The 21,844-nt window shown below is 43.2% G+C and carries 27 protein-coding genes; 10 read left to right on the top strand and 17 right to left on the bottom strand.

All coding sequences use genetic code 11. From position 1 onward, the window contains the following. The first annotated feature begins 685 nt into the window (after positions 1-685). The 3 genes from ACOCD9_RS16805 to ACOCD9_RS16795 are packed head-to-tail and all read left to right on the top strand — an operon-like array spanning position 686 to position 2,458. Positions 686-1,477 carry a TIGR04255 family protein gene (locus ACOCD9_RS16805; RefSeq protein WP_106909646.1) on the top strand — a complete coding sequence of 264 codons (792 nt, stop codon included), beginning with the start codon at positions 686-688 and terminating at the stop codon, positions 1,475-1,477. Beyond that, positions 1,461-1,838: a hypothetical protein gene (locus ACOCD9_RS16800; protein WP_287742607.1), complete on the top strand. Its 378-nt coding sequence runs from the start codon at positions 1,461-1,463 to the stop codon at positions 1,836-1,838. Before ACOCD9_RS16805 ends, ACOCD9_RS16800 begins: the two co-directional genes overlap by 17 nt. A gap of 20 nt (positions 1,839-1,858) precedes the next feature. Beyond that, a complete protein-coding gene (locus ACOCD9_RS16795) occupies positions 1,859-2,458 on the top strand; it encodes a hypothetical protein (protein WP_287742604.1) in 600 nt (199 codons plus the stop codon). Positions 2,459-2,524: 66 nt separating this feature from the next. Here the strand turns inward: ACOCD9_RS16795 and gltB are convergent, their stop codons facing one another. The 5 genes from gltB to ACOCD9_RS16770 form a co-directional block, all read right to left on the bottom strand. Then, positions 2,525-7,099 (bottom strand): glutamate synthase large subunit, encoded by a 4,575-nt coding sequence (gltB, locus tag ACOCD9_RS16790; protein WP_419548009.1) that lies wholly within the window; start codon positions 7,097-7,099, stop codon positions 2,525-2,527. A 222-nt stretch (positions 7,100-7,321) separates the two neighbouring features. Beyond that, positions 7,322-7,486, bottom strand: a complete 165-nt coding sequence (locus ACOCD9_RS16785; protein WP_172968171.1) for a hypothetical protein — start codon at positions 7,484-7,486, stop codon at positions 7,322-7,324. An 89-nt stretch (positions 7,487-7,575) separates the two neighbouring features. After that, complete coding sequence (locus tag ACOCD9_RS16780; protein WP_419548008.1) at positions 7,576-7,947, bottom strand: DUF86 domain-containing protein; 372 nt, start codon at positions 7,945-7,947, stop codon at positions 7,576-7,578. Then, entirely contained in the window at positions 7,940-8,239 is a 300-nt protein-coding gene (locus ACOCD9_RS16775) for a nucleotidyltransferase family protein (RefSeq protein WP_149989274.1), read from the bottom strand. Before ACOCD9_RS16775 ends, ACOCD9_RS16780 begins: the two co-directional genes overlap by 8 nt. Before the next feature lie 119 nt (positions 8,240-8,358). Further along, positions 8,359-8,913 (bottom strand): PEP-CTERM sorting domain-containing protein, encoded by a 555-nt coding sequence (locus ACOCD9_RS16770; protein WP_419548007.1) that lies wholly within the window; start codon positions 8,911-8,913, stop codon positions 8,359-8,361. A gap of 403 nt (positions 8,914-9,316) precedes the next feature. Between ACOCD9_RS16770 and ACOCD9_RS16765 the strand changes: the two genes are divergently transcribed. From ACOCD9_RS16765 to ACOCD9_RS16750, 4 genes are all read left to right on the top strand, one after another. Then, a complete protein-coding gene (locus tag ACOCD9_RS16765; RefSeq protein ID WP_004163263.1) occupies positions 9,317-9,616 on the top strand; it encodes a type II toxin-antitoxin system HigB family toxin in 300 nt (99 codons plus the stop codon). Continuing rightward, on the top strand, positions 9,600-10,019 hold the full coding sequence (locus ACOCD9_RS16760) for a helix-turn-helix domain-containing protein (protein ID WP_287170686.1): 420 nt from the start codon (positions 9,600-9,602) through the stop codon (positions 10,017-10,019). Before ACOCD9_RS16765 ends, ACOCD9_RS16760 begins: the two co-directional genes overlap by 17 nt. Positions 10,020-10,181: 162 nt before the next feature. After that, a complete protein-coding gene (gene crtR / locus ACOCD9_RS16755) occupies positions 10,182-11,072 on the top strand; it encodes a beta-carotene hydroxylase (RefSeq protein ID WP_287662728.1) in 891 nt (296 codons plus the stop codon). A gap of 122 nt (positions 11,073-11,194) precedes the next feature. Continuing rightward, positions 11,195-11,512 carry a hypothetical protein gene (locus ACOCD9_RS16750; RefSeq protein WP_002782546.1) on the top strand — a complete coding sequence of 106 codons (318 nt, stop codon included), beginning with the start codon at positions 11,195-11,197 and terminating at the stop codon, positions 11,510-11,512. Positions 11,513-11,515: 3 nt separating this feature from the next. Here ACOCD9_RS16750 and ACOCD9_RS16745 read toward each other — a convergent pair whose 3' ends face one another. The 10 genes from ACOCD9_RS16745 to murQ all read right to left on the bottom strand — a co-directional run bounded on the left by ACOCD9_RS16745 (position 11,516) and on the right by murQ (position 18,934). Continuing rightward, positions 11,516-12,067 (bottom strand): hypothetical protein, encoded by a 552-nt coding sequence (locus ACOCD9_RS16745; RefSeq protein ID WP_287702003.1) that lies wholly within the window; start codon positions 12,065-12,067, stop codon positions 11,516-11,518. A gap of 134 nt (positions 12,068-12,201) precedes the next feature. Further along, complete coding sequence (gene xth, locus ACOCD9_RS16740) at positions 12,202-13,005, bottom strand: exodeoxyribonuclease III (RefSeq protein WP_287702001.1); 804 nt, start codon at positions 13,003-13,005, stop codon at positions 12,202-12,204. 22 nt (positions 13,006-13,027) lie between these two features. Beyond that, complete coding sequence (locus ACOCD9_RS16735; protein ID WP_287701999.1) at positions 13,028-13,612, bottom strand: chromophore lyase CpcT/CpeT; 585 nt, start codon at positions 13,610-13,612, stop codon at positions 13,028-13,030. 99 nt (positions 13,613-13,711) lie between these two features. Further along, positions 13,712-14,170 (bottom strand): 50S ribosomal protein L9, encoded by a 459-nt coding sequence (gene rplI, locus ACOCD9_RS16730; protein WP_002737358.1) that lies wholly within the window; start codon positions 14,168-14,170, stop codon positions 13,712-13,714. A 69-nt stretch (positions 14,171-14,239) separates the two neighbouring features. Then, entirely contained in the window at positions 14,240-14,620 is a 381-nt protein-coding gene (locus tag ACOCD9_RS16725) for a hypothetical protein (RefSeq protein ID WP_287701997.1), read from the bottom strand. 94 nt (positions 14,621-14,714) lie between these two features. Further along, positions 14,715-15,293 carry an esterase/lipase family protein gene (locus ACOCD9_RS16720; protein WP_287701995.1) on the bottom strand — a complete coding sequence of 193 codons (579 nt, stop codon included), beginning with the start codon at positions 15,291-15,293 and terminating at the stop codon, positions 14,715-14,717. Between the two features lie 109 nt (positions 15,294-15,402). Beyond that, positions 15,403-15,735 carry a DUF4164 domain-containing protein gene (locus tag ACOCD9_RS16715; RefSeq protein WP_104396881.1) on the bottom strand — a complete coding sequence of 111 codons (333 nt, stop codon included), beginning with the start codon at positions 15,733-15,735 and terminating at the stop codon, positions 15,403-15,405. 235 nt (positions 15,736-15,970) lie between these two features. Then, entirely contained in the window at positions 15,971-16,315 is a 345-nt protein-coding gene (locus tag ACOCD9_RS16710; RefSeq protein WP_287701993.1) for a DUF4164 family protein, read from the bottom strand. A 180-nt stretch (positions 16,316-16,495) separates the two neighbouring features. Further along, positions 16,496-17,986 (bottom strand): site-2 protease family protein, encoded by a 1,491-nt coding sequence (locus ACOCD9_RS16705; RefSeq protein ID WP_287701991.1) that lies wholly within the window; start codon positions 17,984-17,986, stop codon positions 16,496-16,498. 27 nt (positions 17,987-18,013) lie between these two features. Then, a complete protein-coding gene (gene murQ / locus ACOCD9_RS16700) occupies positions 18,014-18,934 on the bottom strand; it encodes an N-acetylmuramic acid 6-phosphate etherase (protein ID WP_419548006.1) in 921 nt (306 codons plus the stop codon). Positions 18,935-19,129: 195 nt separating this feature from the next. Here murQ and rplU point away from each other — a divergent pair, with 195 nt between their 5' ends. The 3 genes from rplU to ACOCD9_RS16685 all read left to right on the top strand — a co-directional run bounded on the left by rplU (position 19,130) and on the right by ACOCD9_RS16685 (position 20,902). Then, positions 19,130-19,519: a 50S ribosomal protein L21 gene (gene rplU, locus ACOCD9_RS16695; RefSeq protein ID WP_002785944.1), complete on the top strand. Its 390-nt coding sequence runs from the start codon at positions 19,130-19,132 to the stop codon at positions 19,517-19,519. A 34-nt stretch (positions 19,520-19,553) separates the two neighbouring features. After that, positions 19,554-19,823, top strand: coding sequence for a 50S ribosomal protein L27 (rpmA, locus tag ACOCD9_RS16690; protein WP_002744094.1), 270 nt, complete (start codon positions 19,554-19,556; stop codon positions 19,821-19,823). A 146-nt stretch (positions 19,824-19,969) separates the two neighbouring features. Further along, positions 19,970-20,902, top strand: a complete 933-nt coding sequence (locus ACOCD9_RS16685; protein WP_419548005.1) for a phytanoyl-CoA dioxygenase family protein — start codon at positions 19,970-19,972, stop codon at positions 20,900-20,902. Between the two features lie 213 nt (positions 20,903-21,115). Here the strand turns inward: ACOCD9_RS16685 and ACOCD9_RS16680 are convergent, their stop codons facing one another. Both ACOCD9_RS16680 and ACOCD9_RS16675 read right to left on the bottom strand, forming a co-directional pair. Beyond that, positions 21,116-21,469, bottom strand: a complete 354-nt coding sequence (locus tag ACOCD9_RS16680; protein WP_002790805.1) for a DUF86 domain-containing protein — start codon at positions 21,467-21,469, stop codon at positions 21,116-21,118. Then, a complete protein-coding gene (locus ACOCD9_RS16675; protein WP_002736589.1) occupies positions 21,459-21,749 on the bottom strand; it encodes a nucleotidyltransferase family protein in 291 nt (96 codons plus the stop codon). Before ACOCD9_RS16675 ends, ACOCD9_RS16680 begins: the two co-directional genes overlap by 11 nt. Between the last annotated feature and the right edge of the window lie 95 nt (positions 21,750-21,844).

Raw genomic sequence — 21,844 nt, 5'->3', positions numbered from 1 at the left:
GGATGATGTAATGGGTATTGGGTTCTAATTCAATCTTTTCTTCGGGACGGAAAACCATTCCATCATAACTAACTCGTAGATTTTTTATCATAATGGATTGTTGAGAAGTAATTCGATTACGGCCTACACAGTGCCTTAAGGCTAGTGTAACACACCCTCTCAACTATAACTGCCGTGCGATCGCACCCTCTTCTAGATGCCGATATTCTGCTAAAGATGGGAAAATATCAGTCCTGTAGAGTCAAGGTAGATCCTCGTGGGTGGGGAAACGGAGGGAATTTTCGGCCATGGTGACAACAGTAATCGTTTTTCCCAACCTATCGAAAAATCCGACACTATCATCCCTTTTGAGTTTTTATAGCACAAGTCGTCTTTTCAATTTTTATTCGACTTTTTTAATATATTTTAAATATTGATTTTTAAATATTCAGACAATTAGATGTAAAAAATTATTTGGGTTTATTTGTGTAAAGATATAGCGTTTCCTGTTCGCAAGAGGTACATTATCGATGTTGAAAAGCTTAATTAGCAAAGGTTTAACTGTGCCACACAGGTGTGAGAACCGCTATAGATATAATACAGGCGAAACCGCTGCCATTTTATTAAAATATTAATAAATATTGTCAATCGTTGTCGTTTTATGGTATAATTGCCATGCAAGCATTACATAGATTAGCATGAGTCAATGAAACTACCAGAGTTTGATCGTGTCATTTACGAGTACAATCCATTATTCGAGGTGGTTTGTCAATTGACCTTTCCACCTATATTAAAAATATCTCATCAAGAACCTGTTGAATTTCAAGATGAGATCAGATTTCAATATCCACTTGTTGAACGTACTCAACCACAGATACCTCCTGAAATTGCCAAGGTCGTTCAACAATTTAATTTGCCGCTACCTAACAATAGTGCCTATATTTTTAAATCAGAAGATCAAAAATGGAAGTTAGCTGTTGATAAAGATTTGATTGCGCTCACGACATCTGCATACGAAAGATACGAATATTTCAGGGAAAAACTGGAGTTCGCAGTTACAATTTTTGAAAGAATATATAAACCATCTTTTTACACAAGAGTTGGATTGAGATATCGAAATTTAATTGTACGTTCCGAACTACAATTAGAGAGTAAAAAGTGGTCAGAGCTAATCACAAGAAGAATTGCTTCAGAACTTTACGATTCTGATTTTTCTGCATCTATTCAATCGATAAACAAGAGTTTGGTTTTGAAAGTAGATAATGGACAGGTGAATTTTAATCATGGATTAGTATATGTTGAAAATACTAAAGCAAATGATGAAGAGGAAGCCTATCTATTAGATGCAGATTTTTACACAGAAAGAAAAATAGCGAGGGATGAAAATGTCTGGAACATACTCGATAGCTTCAACAAATCCGCCAGAAAGCTCTTCCGGTGCAGTATTAGCGAAACTCTCCACGACGCATTACGACCGACCAATGTCGATCCGTCCTAACAAAAGTCAAACCTCAACTGGTGATTTTCTAGTACATTTGTTAATTGATAGAAAAGCTGGTAGAACGATAACTGGAAACTATCCTAGTTTCGATCTCACGATGTCTGACTCTTCCTTATCTTTAACAACTCATTGGAGAGAATTTCCTCAAGACAAATTAATTGCACTTATTAAATGTCTGTTAATATTACAGTCTCTTCCTGAAGATGCGTTAGATGAATCGGTAACACAACTGGAAGACATTGCGAGTTTTTATTCTAATCTTAGTCCTGAGAAAATTGTACCTGTAATTCCAGCCAGTAGTATTAGAGGTAAATTGAGAGCGATACAGCCTGTACCACCTATTGTTTTAGAACCTTAATTTATTTGTACGGGTATTTTATGGCAGAACGTATCATTTATAAAAAAGCTAGTGGAGAAACAGCGTTGAGGCAGGGAGAAATACTCACCAATGTCATTCAGTATAAACCGATTGCGAGCGAAATATCTTTAAATTCTCCAGATTTTTCTTTCGATGTGCTACCACATCCTTTTGTCATCGTCGTTTCTCAAGATTGCGATTTAGATTGGGATTACAAAGCTAGGCAACCTGGTAGTTATCAATCGCATAAGTTACTAAATTCCATAATTTTTTGTCGGGTTTCCACGGCACAAGAAACAAGAACTATAGATGCAAAAAGTGGCATGAACTCAAAGGAATGGAAATTGATTGAAGATCACCGTCATGAAAGATATTATTTTTTTGAGACAATTCCTAAGGACTGTGATTTACAGGCTGAAGGTTTACCAGAGTTAACCGCCGATTTTAAGATAGTCTTTGGCTTAGACTCTGAAACAATTTATCGTCAGATAGAACTGGGAATAGCGAAACGAAGAACGATATTAAGTAGTCCTTATCTAGAACATTTTTCTAAAAGATTTTATAATTTTCATGGCAGAATTGCTTTACCTTTTCAATACCAAAGCGAAAAGGAAGGTTGAATACTAACAATTTATCAGAATAACCACAGGAATAAACAAGGGGGCTTATTCAGCCCCCATTAAACTCTAACTACCGCCAATCCTTGCCACATCGCGGGCGTTGGCTTCAAAAGCCGCATCGAGAGCAGAATCGCCGGTTAAACCAGAATCTAACGCCTCTTTAATACACTGCAACATCCGCTTATAATCCTTGGGCATTACCTTAACAAACTTGGGCAACATTTCCGACCAATTTGCTAAAACCAGTGCCGCTTTTTGACTTTGGGTGTAATCAGCATGGCGTTGAATTAACTCGCGTAAATCGTCGATTTCTTCCGCTTCTAGCGCCTCTAAAGCCACCATTTGGGTATTGCAACGAGTGGCGAAATCCCCCGACTCATCGAGGACGTAGGCGACACCACCACTCATCCCGGCGGCGAAATTGCGACCGGTGGGCCCTAAAACAACGACTTTACCCCCAGTCATATACTCGCAAGCATGGTCGCCAACAGCCTCAACCACCGTAGTCACCCCAGAGTTACGCACCCCAAAACGTTCCCCAGCAACCCCAGAAATATACACCTCACCACTGGTCGCGCCGTATAAAGCCACATTACCGATGATAATATTCTCCTCGGCCACAAAAGTGGAACCTTTGGGCGGATAAACGATGATTTTGCCACCGCTTAAACCCTTACCCACATAATCATTGGCATCCCCTTCTAACTCCAGTGTCACCCCTTTGGGAACAAAAGCACCGAAACTCTGCCCCGCGCTGCCCTGAAAATGGAGATGTACGGTATCTTCCGGTAAACCCTCCCAGTGACGTTTAGTGATTTCGTTGCCTAAAATCGTCCCCACCACGCGGTTAATATTTTTAATCGGTAGTGTCGCCTTGACTTTTTCGCCTTTTTCAATGGCATCCTTGCATAAATCCAGTAAAACGGTTATATCCAAGCACTTATCTAAACCGTGGTCCTGGGGAATCTGGCAATAGCGTCCTACCTCTGCATCTACCTCCGGTTGATAGAGAATTGGAGTTAGGTCAATTCCTTTCGCTTTCCAATGTTCTACAGCCTGTTTCGGCTCTAATACATCAGTTCGCCCCACCATTTCATTTAAGGTGCGGAATCCCAATTCGGCCATAATTTCCCGCACTTCCTGGGCGATAAATTTCATGAAATTCACCGTATATTCGGGATCTCCGATGAAATTCTTCCGTAATAACGGATCCTGGGTCGCTACCCCCGCCGGACAGGTATTAAGATGACAAACCCGCATCATAATACATCCTAACGTTACCAGTGGCGCGGTGGAAAAACCGAATTCTTCGGCCCCCAATAGGGTTGCCACCACCACATCGCGCCCAGTTTTCATCTGGCCATCGGTTTCCACCGCAATGCGACTGCGAAGATTATTTAACACCAATGTTTGATGGGTTTCTGCTAGTCCCAACTCCCAGGGTAAACCCGCGTGTTTAATCGAGGTTTGGGGTGAGGCACCGGTCCCACCATCGAAACCAGAGATTAAAACCACGTCAGCGTGAGCTTTAGCGACTCCGGCGGCGATTGTGCCAACTCCCACCTCAGAAACCAGTTTTACGCTCACTCTGGCCGCACGATTGGCATTTTTTAGGTCATGAATCAACTCCGCGAGGTCTTCAATCGAGTAGATATCGTGGTGGGGTGGGGGAGAAATTAAACCAACTCCGGGGGTGGAGTGACGGACTTTGGCAATCCAAGGATAGACTTTTTTACCCGGTAATTGACCGCCTTCCCCCGGTTTTGCCCCCTGGGCCATTTTTATCTGCAATTCTCGCGCTTGGGAGAGGTAAAGACTGGTGACACCAAAACGGCCGGAAGCCACCTGTTTAATGGCACTATTTTTCGAGTCTCCCCGTTCATTTGTCCAAGTGTAGCGCTCGGAATCTTCCCCCCCTTCCCCGGTGTTCGACTTGCCACCGATACGATTCATGGCAATAGCGAGGGATTCGTGGGCCTCTTTGGAAATGGAACCGTAACTCATGGCCCCGGTTTTAAAGCGTTTCATAATCGCTTCAATCGGTTCCACTTCTTCGATGGGGATACTTTCCCGGTTTTTAAAGGTTAATAGTCCCCGCAGGGTGAAGAATTTTTGATTTTGTTGGTTGACCAGTTGGGAATATTTCTTAAAGAGGTCGTATTTGCCCAATTTTACCGCTTGTTGCAGGGTATGAATGGTTTCTGGGCTAAAAAGATGGGCTTCCCCGTCCTTACGCCATTGATATTCACCGCCAATATCGAGGGTATGCACATTCACGTCCCGGTCGGGGAAAGCGTGGCCATGTCTGAGTAGGGATTCTTTGGCAATAATTGCTAAATCGGCCCCTTCAATGCGGGAAGCTGTCCAAGTAAAATAGCGATCGACTACCGATCGATTTAAGCCGATAGCCTCGAATATTTGCGCCCCACGGTAGCTTTGCAGGGTAGAAATGCCAATTTTAGAGGCCACTTTAATTACGCCCTTGGTGGCGGCTTTTATGTAGTTTTTACAGGCACTCTGGTGGTCAACTCCTACCAATAAACCTTCCTCGATCATACTGCCGAGGGTGGCAAAGGCTAGATAGGGATTAATCGCACCGCAACCATAACCGAGGAGAAGGGCGTAGTGATGCACTTCCCGGGGTTCGCCGGATTCCAAGACAAGACCGACTCTGGTACGGGTTCCCTGCCGGATGAGGTGGTGGTGTAAACCGGCAACCGCCAGCAGTGAGGGAATCGGGGCGTGATTTTTATCGATACCTCGATCGCTTAAAATAATAATGCTTGCGCCCGCTAAAATTGCCTCGTCCACCTCTTGACAAATTGCCTCAATTGTGCTACGCATCCCCTCGACTCCCGAAGTGGGATCGAAGAGAATGGGAATAGTCACGGTTTTAAATTCGCTATTGCCCTGTAAACGCGCTAATTGGGCGTTGGTGAGGATGGGAGAGTTAAGTTTAATCAGGTGACAGCTTTCCGGCTGCGGATCCAAGAGATTTCTCTCCGCGCCGATAGTGGTGATGGGAGAGGTGATAATTTCTTCGCGAATCGAGTCAATCGGGGGGTTAGTGACTTGGGCGAATAACTGCTGAAAGTAATCATAAAGCAGTTTTGGCCGATCGGACAGGACGGCTAGGGGTGTATCGGAACCCATGGAACCCACTGCTTCCACTCCATCCCGGCCCATGGGGGCTAATAAAAGACGTAATTCCTCAAAAGTGTAACCGAAAGCGGTTTGCTGTTGAATTAGGGAAACAGCAGTTTCCGGTGGGGCAGTTTCCACCGCAGGTAAATCGTCTAAATTGACTAAATTTTCGTTTAACCACTGACGATAGGGATGAGCTTTGGCAATAGCTTCTTTTATCTCCTCATCGGCCACGATGCGACCTTCTTTCATATCCACAAGGAACATCCGGCCGGGTTGCAGACGACCTTTAAAAGCGACGCGTTCCGGTTCAATGGGTAAAACTCCCGCTTCCGATGCCATGATTACTAGGTCATCTTTGGTGACGTAGTAACGGGAAGGACGTAAACCATTGCGGTCTAACACTGCTCCCATCATCGTACCATCGGTAAAAGCGATCGAGGCCGGACCATCCCAGGGTTCCATCAAACAGGAATGGTATTCATAAAAAGCTTTTTTCTCATCACTCATCGATTCGTGGGCCGCCCAGGGTTCAGGAATCATCATCATGACAGCGTGAGGAAGAGAACGCCCCGATAAAACCATTAATTCTAGGGCATTATCAAAAATTAAGGAGTCACTACCCTCGATATTAATAACCGGCTGGATTCTTTTGATGTCTTCCCCGAATAAGGGTGAGGCAAACATCGACTGACGGGCGTGCATCCAGTTAATATTACCTCGCAGGGTATTAATTTCGCCATTGTGGGCAATATAACGGTAAGGGTGGGCGCGTTCCCAACTGGGGAAGGTATTGGTACTAAAACGAGAATGGACTAATCCTAAAGCACTTTGAAAGTCGGGGTCGTGTAAATCGGGAAAATAGTCACCCACCTGTACCGGCATTAATTGCCCTTTATAGACAATGGTACGACTAGAAATACTGCAAGGATACCAGTAACGATTAAAGGATTGACGACTGAGGTGGGAACGCTTGCGAATAACGTATAATTTGCGTTCAAAAGCCAGATCATCGCTTAAATGGGCATCGCGTTCGATGAAAACCTGTTCGATAAAAGGTTCGGTAGATTTGGCCGAATTGCCCAAACTAGAGTTATCCGTGGGAACATCACGCCAACCGAGAACTTTTAACCCCTCTTCGGCGGCGATTTTCTCGAATTCCTGGCGACTTTTCCCGCGAATTTCGGCATCAGGGGCCGTGTAGAGCATTCCTACCCCGTATTGTCCCGCTGCCGGCAAGGTAAAACCTAGATTACTGGTCACTTTCCGGAAAAATAGGTCGGGGATTTGGCATAAAATACCCGCCCCATCTCCGGTATTTTTTTCCGCACCGCACGCGCCACGGTGATCGAGGTTTAGTAAAATTGTTAAGGCCTGTTCAACAATATCGTGGGACTTTTTCCCCGTTTTATGAACGATAAAACCGACACCACAAGCATCATGTTCAAATCGGGGATCGTATAGTCCTTGTTTCCGTGGAGTTTGATTGTTATTCATTTTGTCTAATAGCCTAGCAGTCTGGAAGGGAATGGCCTAGAGGGTGAGCCAGAGTAGCGATTCTAGGTATATCAATTCTGTATCCAGACTGGACCTTCGGTCTTATATCTTAAGGAAATGTTTCGATGTGACAAGGGTTCCTCTCGCTGCTTTACCCCCTGATCGAGATCGCTTTTCCGATACAAGTTCGATCGCTCCTATAATCGAAGAAATACTCGATCGCTATCTCGATCCCGTTCGATTGATTCTTTCTGCTCTTTCTCGCCATTTTTTTGAATTTTCTGTAATTACCTCGCACATCGATCGGGCTTTTTCCGCCGCATCCCGTGCCATTTCCAGAATTTCCTCTAGTTCCCGTTCATTTAGTCCTGTTTCTTTTTCTTCCATCACCGTAAGCCCTCCAAGCGATTTTTAACCTGATCAAAAATGTCGGGGTGAAGACCGAGCGGAGCAGTTTGATTGGGAAATTTCGATAATTACAAGAAGTCGTGACGTATTTTCCCGAGTACCCGCTTCAAAATCGCCAGATCCTCCCTACAAATCCGATAAATTTCCTCTGGATCGATGTCAAAATAATCGTGGGCGAGAATATTTCTGATTCCCTTAATCTCCGACCAGGGAATTTCCGGATAGCGATTCGCTAAACTCTCTGCCATTAGCCGATCGAGTCTTCTAATATTTTCACTAATCGCAATCAACATCATACTAATGCCATCCAATCGATCGAGTCCATCATCATCGGCGATGAAATCATCGGCTTTTTGAATCCGGGTAAATCGCCGCTCGATCCGGCGGATCGCCTCTTCAAGCTCTAGTAATAACTCGAATAGAAGCGATCGATCACACATAGATGGCCTCTCGATCGATCCGTGCCTTGAGGTAAGGATTCAGAGAATCCCGATAGCGGATCACGTCCACTTCCCGTCCGAATAGGTTCTCTAGTTCGGCTTTTAGTCTGACTCTTTTAAGCAGATTGGGGGGCATATATACCACTATATCTATATCGCTCGTCGGTCGGGCTTCCTCTCTGGCTACCGAGCCGAAAATGCCGATTCGATTGATCGCGTATCGTTCCTCCAGTTCGGGTTTCAGGGTTCGTAAATGTTCCAATATCTCGTTGGCAGTGATTTTATCTACCATCTAATTTACTCCCTTTAGTTAATCGTGCGATCGATCTCTCGATGCTAATAAAAGACTAAAACGGGCTGCCACAATCGCACAACCCGTTCCCAATCAATTTAATTTTTAGTCGGTCAAAATTACCCTTCTAGTTTCCGGCCTTTGCACAATAAACCCACCCCGGCAACGGAGAGTAAACCGAGAACCGTCGCTGGTTCGGGAACGGTGGTAGGAGCGGCGGGAGAGTAGGTTAGGGTTGTACTATTGACATCGACGACACCACTGAATCCATCTCCTGCTCCCGCGACAGAGAATAAATTCCCGACGGAGCCAGGTAAAAAATTCAGAGTCAAAGCTGCGGTCAGATCCTGAGCGGCAAATGAACTCGCGGTAATCACCCCGCCACTGACCGTAAAACTATTAGCCGCTACACCAATAAAATTCGCCAGAACATCAAAGGGGAGTGTGTAGCCCAGAGCGGCGGGAGCGGAAGTCACGATCAGCGAAGTGGCGGCATTTGTCCCGTCTCCGTCTGGTAGGGTGAGCGTCCCCTGTACGGTTCCGGAGACTAGACCGGTTACGTTACTGAAGGAGAAGTTAAAAGTGGCGGCACTGGCAACCGGTGCGAGGGTGGCGGTGGCTACCGTGGCGAGGGCGACGGTTAGGGGTTTGTTGAAGGATTTTTTCAGGGACATATTCTGACTTGAATTTGTTTAAAATCTAGCCAAATGTTACCCACCCCCCCCCCGATTTTGTCAAGGTTTTTGTAATTTATATTTATTATGCTTTATCTAGCTATTGATTACTCGATTGGGGATTGAGGGCGATCTCCCAAGAGAGCGGCGAAGTGGTGCGCTTTTCTGGGGTGCGGGGGGCGATCGGTAAAATTGACATACACTATAATTATCAGAGCGATCGATGTTTAAGTAGGTAGGCGTTAAAAATTATCAGATGCCCCCCTTATTAAGGGGGATCCCCCCGCCTATCGGCACCCCCCTTATCAAGGGGGGCAGGGGGGATCGAACCTAAAATCCATTTTTAATTTAATTATAACCAGCTACTTATCTAAGTTAAAAACAACAATAAAACTAGCGATCGATGGGCGTGATCAGTAAAGTCAAATTACGAGAGTTTTGGGAGCGCCACTCGGACGCAGAAGACGCTCTTAGGGATTGGTATAACTTCGCTAGTAAGGCTAACTGGAAAAATTTAGTAGAGGTTCAAGGTCGCTACCCGAAAGCGGAGGCGGTGGGAAATTTTACAGTTTTTAATATCAAGGGAAACAAATACCGTTTAATCGCTGACATCAATTATTCTCGTCAAACCATTTTCGTTAAATATATTCTAAGTCACGCTGAATACAATAAGGAGAACTGGAAAAATGATCCCTACTTCTAATCCATTAACCTATGGTGATTTACTCTTGCAGTATCAACCGAAACCGATTAATAACTCCCAAGAATACGAGCGATTTTTAAGCATAATTGAAGGGATGATGTCACGGGAGTTAAGCAATGACGAAGGACTATTATTCGATTTATTGGTGTTATTAGTGGAAGAATACGAGCGGAAACATTATCCGATCGCCCGAACAAATCCTGCCGCTACGTTAGAATCTTTACTTGATGAATTCGATATCGATAGGGAGTGTCTTGTCGATATTTTCGGCGATCGGGATAGGGTAGAATCTGTGATAGGGGGAAAACAGGCGATCGCTCCCTCTCAAGCCGAGTCTCTAGCCGAATTTTTTAATCGTTTAAGTGCGAAACTGGCGTTAAGCGCCCGTGATTTTCTCTTGTAGCCTCGCTTTCCCTCGGGGACTGAGGGGGGAAGACCATATAACAAATCCTTACTTTCTTCATAACTTTAGATTAATTAAGATAATGTTACAAAACTTTATGAAAAAGCCGTAGTATGATAATTTACGCCAGTAAAGCGAACACAATAAGGAGCAACACCCATAATGCAGTCGGCCGAGATGTTGCTGACAGTCCCCAAAGAGTATTTAAAAGCACCGGGGGGCTTCAACCCAAACGTTACCATGTTTTTTAGTGCCTTGAGCCTAATAACCCTATCTACCTGTGGCTATTGGCTATGGTCCTGGCCTGACTGGATTTGTTTTAGTGCTAATGTCCTCGCTTTACATTTATCGGGGACAGTTATCCACGATGCCTCTCATAATTCTGCCCATAGCAATCGGACATTTAATGCTATTTTAGGTCATGGTAGTGCTTTAATGCTCGGTTTTGCCTTTCCGGTCTTCACTAGAGTCCATTTACAGCACCATGCTCACGTTAACGATCCCGAAAATGATCCAGATCATTTTGTCTCCACTGGTGGCCCTTTGTGGATGATTGCGGCCAGATTTTTTTATCACGAGATTTTCTTTTTTAAGCGGCAACTCTGGCGGAAATACGAACTGCTGGAATGGTTCCTCAGTCGTCTTTTTGTGGCTACCATAGTCATCGTCGCCTGTCAATACGGTTTTATCAGCTATGTGATGAATTTTTGGTTTGTTCCCGCTTTAGTGGTGGGAATTGCCCTCGGTTTATTTTTCGATTATCTACCCCATCGTCCTTTCCAAGAGCGTAATCGTTGGAAAAATGCCCGCGTTTACCCCAGTCCCCTGTTAAATCTGCTGATTTTAGGGCAGAATTATCATCTCGTGCATCATCTCTGGCCGTCGATTCCCTGGTACAAATACCAACCGGCATACTATGCCACTAAACCGCTTTTAGACGCAAAAGAGTGTGAACAGTCTTTAGGTTTACTGCAAGGTAAGAATTTCTGGAGTTTCCTCTACGATGTCTTTTTGGGGATTCGCTTTCACTCCCATTCTTCTAAAACTTCTTGATCTCACTTATCGTAATGGTGAGGTACAAACTTTTCATTTTGGGAAGTCGGTGGTCGATCTTATGAGAAACTCTGTATCTGTACTGGTTTTGTTGTCAACTTGATTTTTTTAAGGAGGATTTTATGGGTCAGCATTGGGGAAAAGCCTTAATTTTAACAACAACTTTCTTGACAATTAACATCGATTATGCTAGGTCTTTAACCTTTGGTGAGGCCGTTGGTATTGGGGCGGGGGCCTTGTTAATCAACCGGGCGGTACAGGATAATAGACAACGTTATCGATTTGTGCCACCAGAGCAAGAATTTCAGCGCGGACTAGAGGACGGGTTTAACTTTGCCCGCTATGATAATCCGCGCAATTCCAGAGACTACGATGACGGTTTTATCGAGGGAAGAAGACGGCGGGAGTCGGGTTGGTCCAGTCCCAACCGGAGAGGTTGATTATTATTTTGGTCTGCGTCCCACTTCGGCGGTTTCTTGAATGGAAAATATCCTCAATTTGCCGTCGATGGGAGCGACTTTAGCCACCGCTGCCGATGCCACTATATAGTTATCACCCTCGGTGTTGGTAATATTGACTACCCGCTCGCGAGTGATAATCGCCATCTCGTTATTAGCAAGAATATCCACGTCCCAATTCTCAGAAAGAACCTCTATACTTTTAATATTTTTGTAGGATTCCTCTAAAAATATTTTATGTTCCGTGATGCCATCTAACTCAAAAATTTCGGTACTAGCATCGGTTTTAATGGTCAATTGCGAGGAAATAAACGGGGCATAGTGTTTGAGGATTAGGGCGATATTTTTATCTTTAATAGCGGTTTCAATGTCTTGAATCATTGCTTTAATTTCCGCTTCCTTGATTGTTTGTCCCCCATCGCGATTACTCGATTGTTTCACCGGCACTATCGAGGGATTAGCGTGGACAAAAGGGGGGGAGATGCTGGGGAGAAGGGATAAACCGAGCAATAGAACAATTAATTGGGGAGAACGCATAATTTAATAAACTTGGTAAATTCAACCCGAATCATAGCATTTTCTCGTTACCGAATAAATCCTCAAGGTGAAAGTCCCTGGTTAGGGAAGCTAAGAGAGCAAAATTCTGGCTGTGCAAAGTCTAGGTTGATCCTTTAGCTATTTTTGCTTGATATTTCCAGAATAACAGGGGTATGATCGCTAGGTTTTTCTTGTTTCCTGGGTTCTCGATCAATCAGACAATTAACGGCTTTTTCGTATAGCTGAGGAGTTAAATAAAGATGATCAATTCGCCAACCTCGGTTACGAGCAAAACCACCGCTGCGATAATCCCACCAACTATAATGTCCCGGTGCCGAGGTGAATTTTCTAAAGGCATCTTGTAAACCAATTTCTAAGACTTTTTCTAAAGCTTCTCTTTCTTTAGCTGAAGACATAATATGATTTTCTTTGCCTTTGGGATCATAAATATCTTTATCTTCTAAGGCAATATTAAAATCACCACAGATACATAATTCTTGGGGTTGAGAATTAATTATTTTATCTAGATATTTCCTGAGAGTTTCTAACCATTTAAGCTTATAAATATATTTGTCACTATCTAGAGAAGAACCGTTAGGAACGTAGAGATTAATAATCCGAATATCGCCGATTACTCCAGTAATTAGCCGTTTCTGTTCGTCGAGTTCTCCCGTTAAATTTTCTCCGATAATGGGACTAAATCCCACAGTGATATCGTCCATGGGTTTCTGGCTAAAAATCGCTACACCATTATAGGCTTTTTGTCCAGAAATATAGAGATGATAACCCAAAGATTCAAAAGCTTCTCTGGGAAAATCTTGATCGATTACCTTGGTTTCTTGCAAGCATAAAACCTCAACGGGATTGAGTTGTAACCAGTTAATTACCTGCTCTTGTCGGCTGCGAATCGAGTTGACATTCCATGTGGCGATTTTCATAGCTAAAAACCGAGAATTTTTCTCACACTTCCTCAGCAAAACTACTGCGACGCACAAACTCAAAGGGACCGGCGATCGAACCCCAGACTAATTGATCGGTTTCGGGATCTAAACCGCGATCAACGCTAATTAATCCCCGTTCACTAATTTCAAAACTATTATCTAAATAAGTCATTCTATCTTTGCGAAAGACTAAACATTGTTTACCCGGTTTCACCATCCCTTTAAAACTGTTACCTGTCCAAGTGACATTCATATCACAACCCGCCATCGGTTCTAATAGTTCTAAGCTGAGATTTTTGAGACGCTGGGGTTCTCTAGAAGCACCAAAAAAGTTAGCTTCCTCTTTAACTTTAAAGTTTTCTAGTTCAATATGATCATCGACTACCGATAATTTCAATACTCGCAAACGATAGGGAGTATTGAGCATAAAATCGTAGGCCTGCTCTAAAAACAAACTGGTTCCCTTGAGTAATTCATCGGGTAAAGGACGCATACACACGCGAATATGGGCAAAAAAAGGCGGATTAGCAAAAGCTTGTTCTTGATTACTAAAATCCGCCGCCATCCAGCGTGCTAGGGTTTTTATATCCGTGGGATGAGTCATAGTTTTTGAGATGTGAATGGCTATTAGCTATCAGCCATCAGCTAGTTAATCGCTCTGATAAATTTTCACTGATTACTGATAACTATGTCCCGACAATTGTTATTGTGCAATTACTTTAATTTCGATATCGGCACTAACTTCGGGATGGAGTTTGACTTGTACTTTATAGACTCCCAATTGACCGATATCGGGGACGGTAATACCACGGCGATCGATTTCTAATTTAGCATTTTCTAGAATAACCGTAGCCACATCTTGACTGGTGACAGTACCGAAAATCGCCTCGTTTTCACCCACCTGTTTAGGGATGGTGTAGGGACTGAGTTTTTCGATCGCAGTTTTTCTGGTTTCCGCTTCTTGTTTTTCGGCAAGAAGACGTTGACGCTCTTTTTCTTTCCTAAATTCTGCCTGTTTAATCGCGCCCTTGGTGGCTAAAACGGCCACACCTTGGGGGATAAGGTAATTGCGGGCATAACCGGGGGCTACTTCCACCACATCGCCATTTTCACCTAATTTGCTGACTTTTTGATTGAGGATAACCTGCATTCGTTTCGCCATGATCTTGACCTAAAACAATAGTTCCAAAACCTTTATCATACCATGCAATCGTCAAGTCTCGATCACAAGTTAGTTATTGCCGGCGGCGATGATTTGGGTTAATAGGGGGCCGATTGCCTGAAAGGCCGAGGGTAAAACCGCTACGGTGGCGGCTGCGATAATAATTGTCGTGGCTAATCTCAGCACTTTCTCGGAGGCTTTTTCGTAAGTGTCAAATTTATAGTCGAGCTTGTCTAATCTTTGGTCTATTTCCTGAAAACGTTGGTCTATTGCCTCAAAACTTTGGTCTATCGCTTCAAAACGTTGGTCTATCGCCTCAAAACGTTGGTCTATCGCTTCAAAACGTTGATTTACTGCTGTTTGGAAGCTTTTCAATTCGTTGAGAACATCGGTTAGGGTGGGTTCTTGAGTGGACATGGTGACACCTAGGGGAATTTGATCGCCTAGCACAATTATAACCCTAAGTCAAGCTTTTTTGATGATAATTAACGTTTTTATTGGTCATATTTTGACCTTGTTCCAGTGTTGGAGACAACCAGTATTTCTATTCTAATAAGGTCTCTTTAATTGTTTTTAAGACTTTGCTATCTTTGACCATCCAAGCATGAAGCAATACGGGAATGGAAATTTCTTTGCCCACCGATAAACGGGAACTATGGGCAGGAAATATCATTAAATCGTAGGGAGTCCAGATAATTGTGGTTTTAATTTTATTTAAAATTTGTTGACAATCTTGATTTAAATCCTCTAGAAATTGACTCCCCGGCTGCATTTGTCTAATCCCATCTAAGGGTAAACTATACGCGGTTAACGTGCCTCGATTCGGAGCAGAAATATTTAGGTAACGTTGCACTCTTGCCACTCCTCCCAATCTTTGCAGGTAGTAGCGGGTAATTAGTCCTCCCATACTAAACCCAATCAGATCTACTTTCTGCTCTTTAGCAAAGTTTTTCTCGATATAATTGTCCACCTGACCCGCTAAAACTTCTAACTTTTCGTAACCATGATTGGGAATTAGGTTAAAACTATGCACCTGCCAACCATGATGGTTTAAATACTCGCTCATCGGTTTAAAAACAGCAGTAGTGTCCAAAAAACCATGCACCAAAACAACGGGATTCATAGATGAGGTTTTATCCTTAAATTCTGAATCTATTCTAACGGATGATCGGGGTAATGAGCGAAAAATTTTTGGGAAGAGCCTATCTACTAGGTACGGCTACTGGCAACTTCTAAGGATTAGGGAAAAAACCAAAAAGTTTAGCGGCACCTCCTAAAATGGCGACTACCAATGCTATTAGAATTCCTCGATTGGTGAATTCCTGATAGGCAACCCTTGCAGTTAATCCATTGATTTTTTCGTCTAAAGCCTTAATATCTCCCTTGAGTTCGGCCTGTCCTATTTCTACTTTAGTTAACCGGTCTTCTATCTTGTCAAATCTCTCATCAATACGTTTTTCCAGAGAGTCGATTTTCTCATCAATACGTTTTTCCAGAGAGTCGATTTTCCCCTCAATCCTTGTCAGGACAGCTTCTAGGGAATAAGTGACAGTTTCGTTAGACATTTTGAGCAACTCCCAACGGATTGAATAGGTACAATAGCTGGATGTTTTTCTAAATAACTCTTGACTAGACTATTTAAAAACAGCAGTAGTGTCCAGAAAACCATGCACCAAAACAACGGGATTCATAGATGAGATTTTATCCTTGAATTCTGAATCTATTCTAACGGATGATCGGGGTAATGAGCGAAAAATTTTGGGTAAGAGCCTATCTACTAGGTACGGCTACCGGCAACTTCTAAGGATTAGGGAAAAAACAAAAAAGTTTAGCGGCACCTCCTAAAATGGCGACTACCAATGCTATTAGAATTCCTCGATTGGTGAATTCCTGATAGGCAACCCTTGCAGTTAATCCCTCGATTTTTTCGTCTAAAGTCTTAATATCCCCCTTTATTTCTGTCTGTCCTATTTCTAGCTTGGTTAGCCGTTCATTAACTTCTCTCTGTAGGGTGTCGATTTTTTGATTGACATTCTGTTGCAAGGTATCAATTTTCTGATTAACATCCTGTTGCAAGGTATCGATTTTCCCCTCAATCCTTGTCAGGACAGCTTCTAGGGAATAAGTGACAGTTTCGTTAGACATTTTGAGCAACTCCAAAAGTCAAATCTTCAGGGGTAGATGCTGGAGGCTATATTTTAAGGAAAAATCAGGGGTCTATCGGCGGACACGGATTCCCATTGTAAGAAAATTATAAGTCAAGACTTGAGTTTTTGTCAAGCTTTTTTTTGACGGCAATCAATGGCAAGAACTTCGGGGAAGTATTTAGCCACCGATTCCTAACCGTCCCGCTAAACTAGGGCTTAAAGGAATCAGAGTCGCCAACATTAAAAAGAGTAGTAATAAACCCCAACCGGCGCGGGTGTCATCGGGTTCGGTTAACTCGTTTAAACTCGGTCTTTCCAACTCTCTTTGTAAAAAAGCGACTAAAATTGTCCAATAGAGAGGAATCGGATTACTGGGATTAACTAAGGAAATAATGCCCAAAATAACCAAAGTAGCCACAGTGGTGCGGCGGGCAATTTTGCGACCATAAATAGCCTGAACAATTCTGCCACCATCTAACTGTCCAGCAGGCAGTAAATTAAGGGCGGTAATCACCAATCCTAACCAACCGATAACAGTTAAAGGATGCACGGAGATAACGGCATTTTGTAACTCGTCGCCCAAAACTATCCGCGCTAAAGAACCCACTAAAATTGAACTTTGGAAAAAGGTACTAGGGATTTGAAAAAGGCTGGCCGAATTAGATAAAGTCAGTCCAACGATTAACAAGATTAAAGAAACCAAACCTCCCAAAGCAGGACCAGCGAAAGCTATATCAAATAGGACACTGCGGTTAGGTAATAAAGATTCAAAACGAGTAATCGCCCCAAAAGAACCAATCTGCCAAGTGGGAAGAAAATAGGGTAAACTGAGACGAATATTATGGCGTTTAGCGATAATTAGATGACCGATTTCGTGGGCAATTAATACCGACCATAAACCCAAACTCAGGGGAATTGCTTCTCGATATCTCTGCCAATTACTAAACAAATCAAAACCCAATAAAATTCCCGCCGCTTCTAAGCTGGTGACAATGGTGGCTACTAACAAAACTAAAGAGAGATTTTTTTGAGCAAGAGTGGCAGGACTAGGATCGTTAGTTTTGGGAAGGATAATTACCACAGGTTTTTCCTCGGTTCCTTCCACCAGAAATAAACGATATTTATCGCCAAAATGATTACTTAATTTCTGGGTTAAGCGAGAGTGAACGATGTCTGGTTCTCCCCGTAAATTGCCTTTAAAAATTGCCCCTTCCTGAAAAGAGATAGTTTCGGTAGCAAAAAAAGTATCTATCCCAAAAATACTCTGAATAACTTTTAAATCCTCTTCGGAAATTGGCATCACATCGGGTACAATTGCTGTCACCGCTGCCGGGGTTTCTAGAGGAGTAACGGACTGGCTAACTGCCGGGTTAACTTTCGGTTCAATTATCTGATTGGTTTTCAGTAAGCGTAAACGGTTGCCCAAATAAATATAGATAATGGTGGAAGCAACCAGTAAAAAGAGAATTACCGCTAGATTGAGATAAATTCCCGCCGCAAATAGCCCGAAAAAAATTAACCAAGGAGCTATGAGTACCAAGGATTGTAACCAAGGTAAAATTCCCAGTTGGCCGTAGGGTTTAGCTCGATAAAAACTCCAAGTCAAGATAGCACCAGCGACGAGGAAAATAACAGCGACCGCAGCAATTTCCGAAGAAATATTAACCATAGGAAAGTCAAAATCAATAGGTTTTTATCAATCAATTTGATTATAAGCTTGCAGGGCGGCCCGTAATTGACCCCGATGCTTTTGTAACAATTCTTGTCCTGGGGCCGCCGAAAGTCCCGTTTTCTGCATTAACAAAGCCAATTTAACCCGGCGGCCACTTTTTTCCAGTAAAATAGCCGCTTCCTCACGACTAATATCGCTAAGGTTACAGATAATCCGCAGGGCGCGGTCATGGAGTTTATGATTAGTAACAGCCACATCGACCATCTGGTTGCCGTACACCTTGCCTAACATTACCATTGTCCCTGTGGAAAGGATATTTAAAGCCATTTTCGTCACCGTTCCCGCTTTCAGACGGGTGGAGCCGGCCAGAAGTTCTGGTCCGGTCAATAAGCGGATATCCACATCCACCGCGATCTCCACCTGTTCGGCGGGGACACAACTAATGGCAATCGTCGTCGCACCTCGCTGTTTTGCCGCCTGTAAAGCCCCGTGAACGTAGGGGGTTGTCCCCCCGGCGGTAATCCCCACTACCACGTCTAATTCGTGAATTTCTCGCTGGGCAATAATCGCCGCCCCATCTTCCGCTTTATCCTCCAAATCTTCGGAACTACGCACCAGCGCCGCCGCTCCACCGGCGATAATTCCCTGTACCAATTCCGGGGGAGTGCAGAAGGTGGGGGGACATTCGGCCGCGTCCAAAACCCCCAGCCGGCCACTGGTTCCCGCCCCAATGTAAAAGAGTCTGCCACCTTTAGCCAGAGCTTGACTGGTCAGGGAGATTGCTAGGGCCAATTCTTGCCGGGCCATGGCGATCGCTTTTAGGGTTTGGGCATCCTCGCGATTGAAGAGATACACCAATTCGAGCGGGTTTAATTGGTCTAAATTTAGGCTGTTTGGGTTAATTTGTTCGGTTAACAGGTGTCCTCTGCTTTCCCACTGTTCCATAACGGTTTAATTGAGCTTTTCGTAAGATTATTTTCAGTATATAGCCAATCGGTGGGTAAAAAGCTTGACAATTGCCCCCCGAATATTAGATGATAGTAAATTGTGTCAATTCCTGCTCGGATCAGGTGAAGACATTAGCACAAAAGCTGGAATTTTTTTCAGCTACCTGTACGGCAAAACGAGCGCAGAAAATTCATGAGTTACGCAATTATTGAGACCGGTGGCAAACAGATTCGGGTAGAACCCGGTCGCTATTACGATATAGAACTTCTTCCCGTCGATGAACAAAGTACCCATACCATCGACAAAGTGCTATTAATCCATGATGAGGATGATATTAGCATCGGTCAACCCTTTATCGAAGGGGCCACCGTGGAAGGGACTGTCATGCAACATCGTCGGGGCAAAAAAGTGATTGTCTATAAAATGCGCCCGAAAAAGAAAACCCGTAAAAAACGCGGTCATCGTCAAGAAATTACCCGTTTTATGATTGATTCAATCAATTATAACGGTAAAACCCTAGTCGCCACTGCTGCTACCTCCGGTGCTGAAGTTGTGGAAGATAGTAGCGACGAAGAAGAATAACTTTTAGAATCAAAAAAGCATTTGGAGAGAAATTATGGCTCATAAGAAAGGTACGGGTAGTACCCGCAACGGACGCGATTCTCGTTCCCAGAGACTAGGCGTTAAGCGCTACGGTGGTCAAGTGGTAAAAGCGGGAAATATTCTCATCCGTCAACGGGGTACTAAAGTTCACCCGGGTAAAAATGTTGGTCGTGGTGGCGATGATACTTTATTCGCCTTAATTGATGGTGTGGTCAAATTTGAATACAAGGATAAAAGTCGCCGTCAAGTTAGCGTTTATCCTGCTGAAGTTAGCGCCAGTTAATCCCATCAACCCTGATTAATTTTTTCCCTGTAACCTCCTAACTCATCCTAGGGGGTTTTTCAAATAATTTATATCTGTTGACAGGGTAGATCGATCGCTCATAGATTAAAATAGTCCGAAAGTAGCTCGGAAAAGATGGACTCACCATGATTTTTAAAATTGCCGATATCTTAAAAAATTTGCCCTGGTCTTTCAATTCTACTGCCGAATTACCCTGGTTAGATCGCTCGCGAGCGGAAAAATCCCTGCAAAAAGCTCGTCAACAACGGCGAATTTCCGAACGAGAATATCAACTCCTTGACCATTGGCGAGAATTGGGTTATTGTATTGTCAAAGATTTAATTCCCGCAACGGCGATCGATAATTTAGTAGCAGAATTAGCCGATTTATTTTTCCTAGAATCGGCTATCCCTGGATTAAGAATTGAAGGCATTCAAGCAGAAAATCTACCGGCGAGTTTAAGTCACGAGCAAGTTTTAGCCCTAGATATGGAGCAAAGAAAAGCCTTGGTTAATTCTATTTGGCGACTCCATGCCTTTCATGAGATTTCCCCCGCTGCTCGAGCAATTTTTGACAATCAAAATCTGAGAGATTTAGTTAATTTAATTATCGGCAAATCCTGCGAACCGAGATATTCCATCAACTTCCTGCACGGTACAGAGCAAGGACTGCACGAGGATATGGCAGTTTTTTATGTTCATCCTGCTAATCATTTAGTTGGTGTTTGGATTGCCTTGGAAGATATTTCCGCCGATGCTGGCCCGCTAATTTTTTATCCTAAATCTCATAAAAATATCAAAGTAACTGAATTTTTTCCAGACTATCCCGCCGTCAATCTTAAAAATATTACTGCCGCTCAAATTCCCCAATACCAAGATTATGTTAACCATCGCGCTCAGAATTATGACTGTCAATCATTTACTGCTAAAAAAGGAGAGATTCTTCTCTGGCACGGAATGTTAATTCATGGTGGTGGGAAGATTAATAATACCCTGCTAACCCGTAAATCGATGGTAATTCATTTTATTGCCGAGGGTGGCGATTACAACGATCGGGCTTTGGGACCTTTTAATTGGTAAGATTAATCTACCACTAATAACTCGGAAATAATCGGACTAATACTAAATCCGTTTAGTATAGGCTACTTATGAGGAGAGGCAATAGGGGTAATAGATAATCCGTCTTTAATAACTAAATTTAGTATAACATCGGATTTTAACAGGTCAAAAGTCTTATTTTCAAAGGGTTTTACCATCATTCAGCAAACCCTAAATATGACAAATGCCCCGCAACTATTCTGTTTTTTTTTCCCTTGACAATACTTCTTGTATTTGTGGTACTAAGGTCGGCAAATCTTCTCGAATTGTTGCCCAAATTCTACTTAAATTAACTTGAAAATATTCGTGAGTTGCAACATTTCTCATTCCTGCCATTAAACGCCAAGGAATAAGAGGATAGCGAGACTGAATTTCCTTCGGTACATTTCTAGTTGCTTCTCCGATAATAATAAAATCATAGAGAACCGCTTTGATATTTGTTTGATTCTTGGCAAATTCCTCAAACGTCATTGCCTTTGTTCGCTGTTCAATTTCACTGATAGATTCTAAAATGTCTTGAAGGCGAAGTCGCCAATCTCTAGAAGGCATTGATCAGATCCTCAAGCACAGGTTCCCGTAAATGTTCTCTTAAGGCATCCTGAGTTCCTAAATCCACAGAGCATCCCAGAATATCTTCTAAATAATACTGTACTTGCAGAAGTTGAAAAAAACCACCTTGTCGATCGAATTCTACTAACAAATCTACATCACTATCGGCATCAGCTTCATCCCTGGCCACTGAACCAAATAAAGACAAAGATTTCACCCCTAGTTTTTGTAACTGTTCTCGGTGTGCCTCTAGAATTGCCAGCACCTCGTCCCGTTTCATTTGGTGTGTCTTTGAACCTGCCATCAATATTATAGCTTTGTCGGTGCAACCCTTAAACTGAAGCTGAAATCTTCCAAATCTACAAAACAAACTAA

The sequence above is a fragment of the Microcystis sp. genome, assembly GCF_048564745.1.
Taxonomy (GTDB): domain Bacteria; phylum Cyanobacteriota; class Cyanobacteriia; order Cyanobacteriales; family Microcystaceae; genus Microcystis; species Microcystis ichthyoblabe_A.
The sequence above is the reverse complement of the archived record's forward strand: the minus strand, read 5'-3'. Positions and strand labels throughout refer to the sequence as shown.

What these genes read in the sequence shown, in the direction of transcription:
- ACOCD9_RS16765 (WP_004163263.1), top strand. Translation starts at nt 9,317, where the DNA reads ATGGGCGTGATCAGTAAAGTCAAATTACGAGAGTTTTGGGAGCGCCAC.
- ACOCD9_RS16675 (WP_002736589.1), bottom strand. Translation starts at nt 21,749, where the DNA reads ATGAAACGGGACGAGGTGCTGGCAATTCTAGAGGCACACCGAGAACAG.
- ACOCD9_RS16800 (WP_287742607.1), top strand. Translation starts at nt 1,461, where the DNA reads ATGTCGATCCGTCCTAACAAAAGTCAAACCTCAACTGGTGATTTTCTA.
- gltB (WP_419548009.1), bottom strand. Translation starts at nt 7,099, where the DNA reads ATGAATAACAATCAAACTCCACGGAAACAAGGACTATACGATCCCCGA.
- murQ (WP_419548006.1), bottom strand. Translation starts at nt 18,934, where the DNA reads ATGGAACAGTGGGAAAGCAGAGGACACCTGTTAACCGAACAAATTAAC.
- ACOCD9_RS16680 (WP_002790805.1), bottom strand. Translation starts at nt 21,469, where the DNA reads ATGCCTTCTAGAGATTGGCGACTTCGCCTTCAAGACATTTTAGAATCT.
- xth (WP_287702001.1), bottom strand. Translation starts at nt 13,005, where the DNA reads ATGAAAATCGCCACATGGAATGTCAACTCGATTCGCAGCCGACAAGAG.
- rplU (WP_002785944.1), top strand. Translation starts at nt 19,130, where the DNA reads ATGAGTTACGCAATTATTGAGACCGGTGGCAAACAGATTCGGGTAGAA.
- ACOCD9_RS16720 (WP_287701995.1), bottom strand. Translation starts at nt 15,293, where the DNA reads ATGAATCCCGTTGTTTTGGTGCATGGTTTTTTGGACACTACTGCTGTT.
- ACOCD9_RS16715 (WP_104396881.1), bottom strand. Translation starts at nt 15,735, where the DNA reads ATGTCTAACGAAACTGTCACTTATTCCCTAGAAGCTGTCCTGACAAGG.
- ACOCD9_RS16805 (WP_106909646.1), top strand. Translation starts at nt 686, where the DNA reads ATGAAACTACCAGAGTTTGATCGTGTCATTTACGAGTACAATCCATTA.
- ACOCD9_RS16750 (WP_002782546.1), top strand. Translation starts at nt 11,195, where the DNA reads ATGGGTCAGCATTGGGGAAAAGCCTTAATTTTAACAACAACTTTCTTG.
- ACOCD9_RS16760 (WP_287170686.1), top strand. Translation starts at nt 9,600, where the DNA reads ATGATCCCTACTTCTAATCCATTAACCTATGGTGATTTACTCTTGCAG.
- ACOCD9_RS16775 (WP_149989274.1), bottom strand. Translation starts at nt 8,239, where the DNA reads ATGGTAGATAAAATCACTGCCAACGAGATATTGGAACATTTACGAACC.
- ACOCD9_RS16785 (WP_172968171.1), bottom strand. Translation starts at nt 7,486, where the DNA reads ATGGAAGAAAAAGAAACAGGACTAAATGAACGGGAACTAGAGGAAATT.
- rplI (WP_002737358.1), bottom strand. Translation starts at nt 14,170, where the DNA reads ATGGCGAAACGAATGCAGGTTATCCTCAATCAAAAAGTCAGCAAATTA.
- ACOCD9_RS16685 (WP_419548005.1), top strand. Translation starts at nt 19,970, where the DNA reads ATGATTTTTAAAATTGCCGATATCTTAAAAAATTTGCCCTGGTCTTTC.
- ACOCD9_RS16780 (WP_419548008.1), bottom strand. Translation starts at nt 7,947, where the DNA reads ATGTGTGATCGATCGCTTCTATTCGAGTTATTACTAGAGCTTGAAGAG.
- ACOCD9_RS16795 (WP_287742604.1), top strand. Translation starts at nt 1,859, where the DNA reads ATGGCAGAACGTATCATTTATAAAAAAGCTAGTGGAGAAACAGCGTTG.
- ACOCD9_RS16735 (WP_287701999.1), bottom strand. Translation starts at nt 13,612, where the DNA reads ATGACTCATCCCACGGATATAAAAACCCTAGCACGCTGGATGGCGGCG.
- ACOCD9_RS16705 (WP_287701991.1), bottom strand. Translation starts at nt 17,986, where the DNA reads ATGGTTAATATTTCTTCGGAAATTGCTGCGGTCGCTGTTATTTTCCTC.
- ACOCD9_RS16745 (WP_287702003.1), bottom strand. Translation starts at nt 12,067, where the DNA reads ATGCGTTCTCCCCAATTAATTGTTCTATTGCTCGGTTTATCCCTTCTC.
- ACOCD9_RS16710 (WP_287701993.1), bottom strand. Translation starts at nt 16,315, where the DNA reads ATGTCTAACGAAACTGTCACTTATTCCCTAGAAGCTGTCCTGACAAGG.
- ACOCD9_RS16770 (WP_419548007.1), bottom strand. Translation starts at nt 8,913, where the DNA reads ATGTCCCTGAAAAAATCCTTCAACAAACCCCTAACCGTCGCCCTCGCC.
- crtR (WP_287662728.1), top strand. Translation starts at nt 10,182, where the DNA reads ATGCAGTCGGCCGAGATGTTGCTGACAGTCCCCAAAGAGTATTTAAAA.
- rpmA (WP_002744094.1), top strand. Translation starts at nt 19,554, where the DNA reads ATGGCTCATAAGAAAGGTACGGGTAGTACCCGCAACGGACGCGATTCT.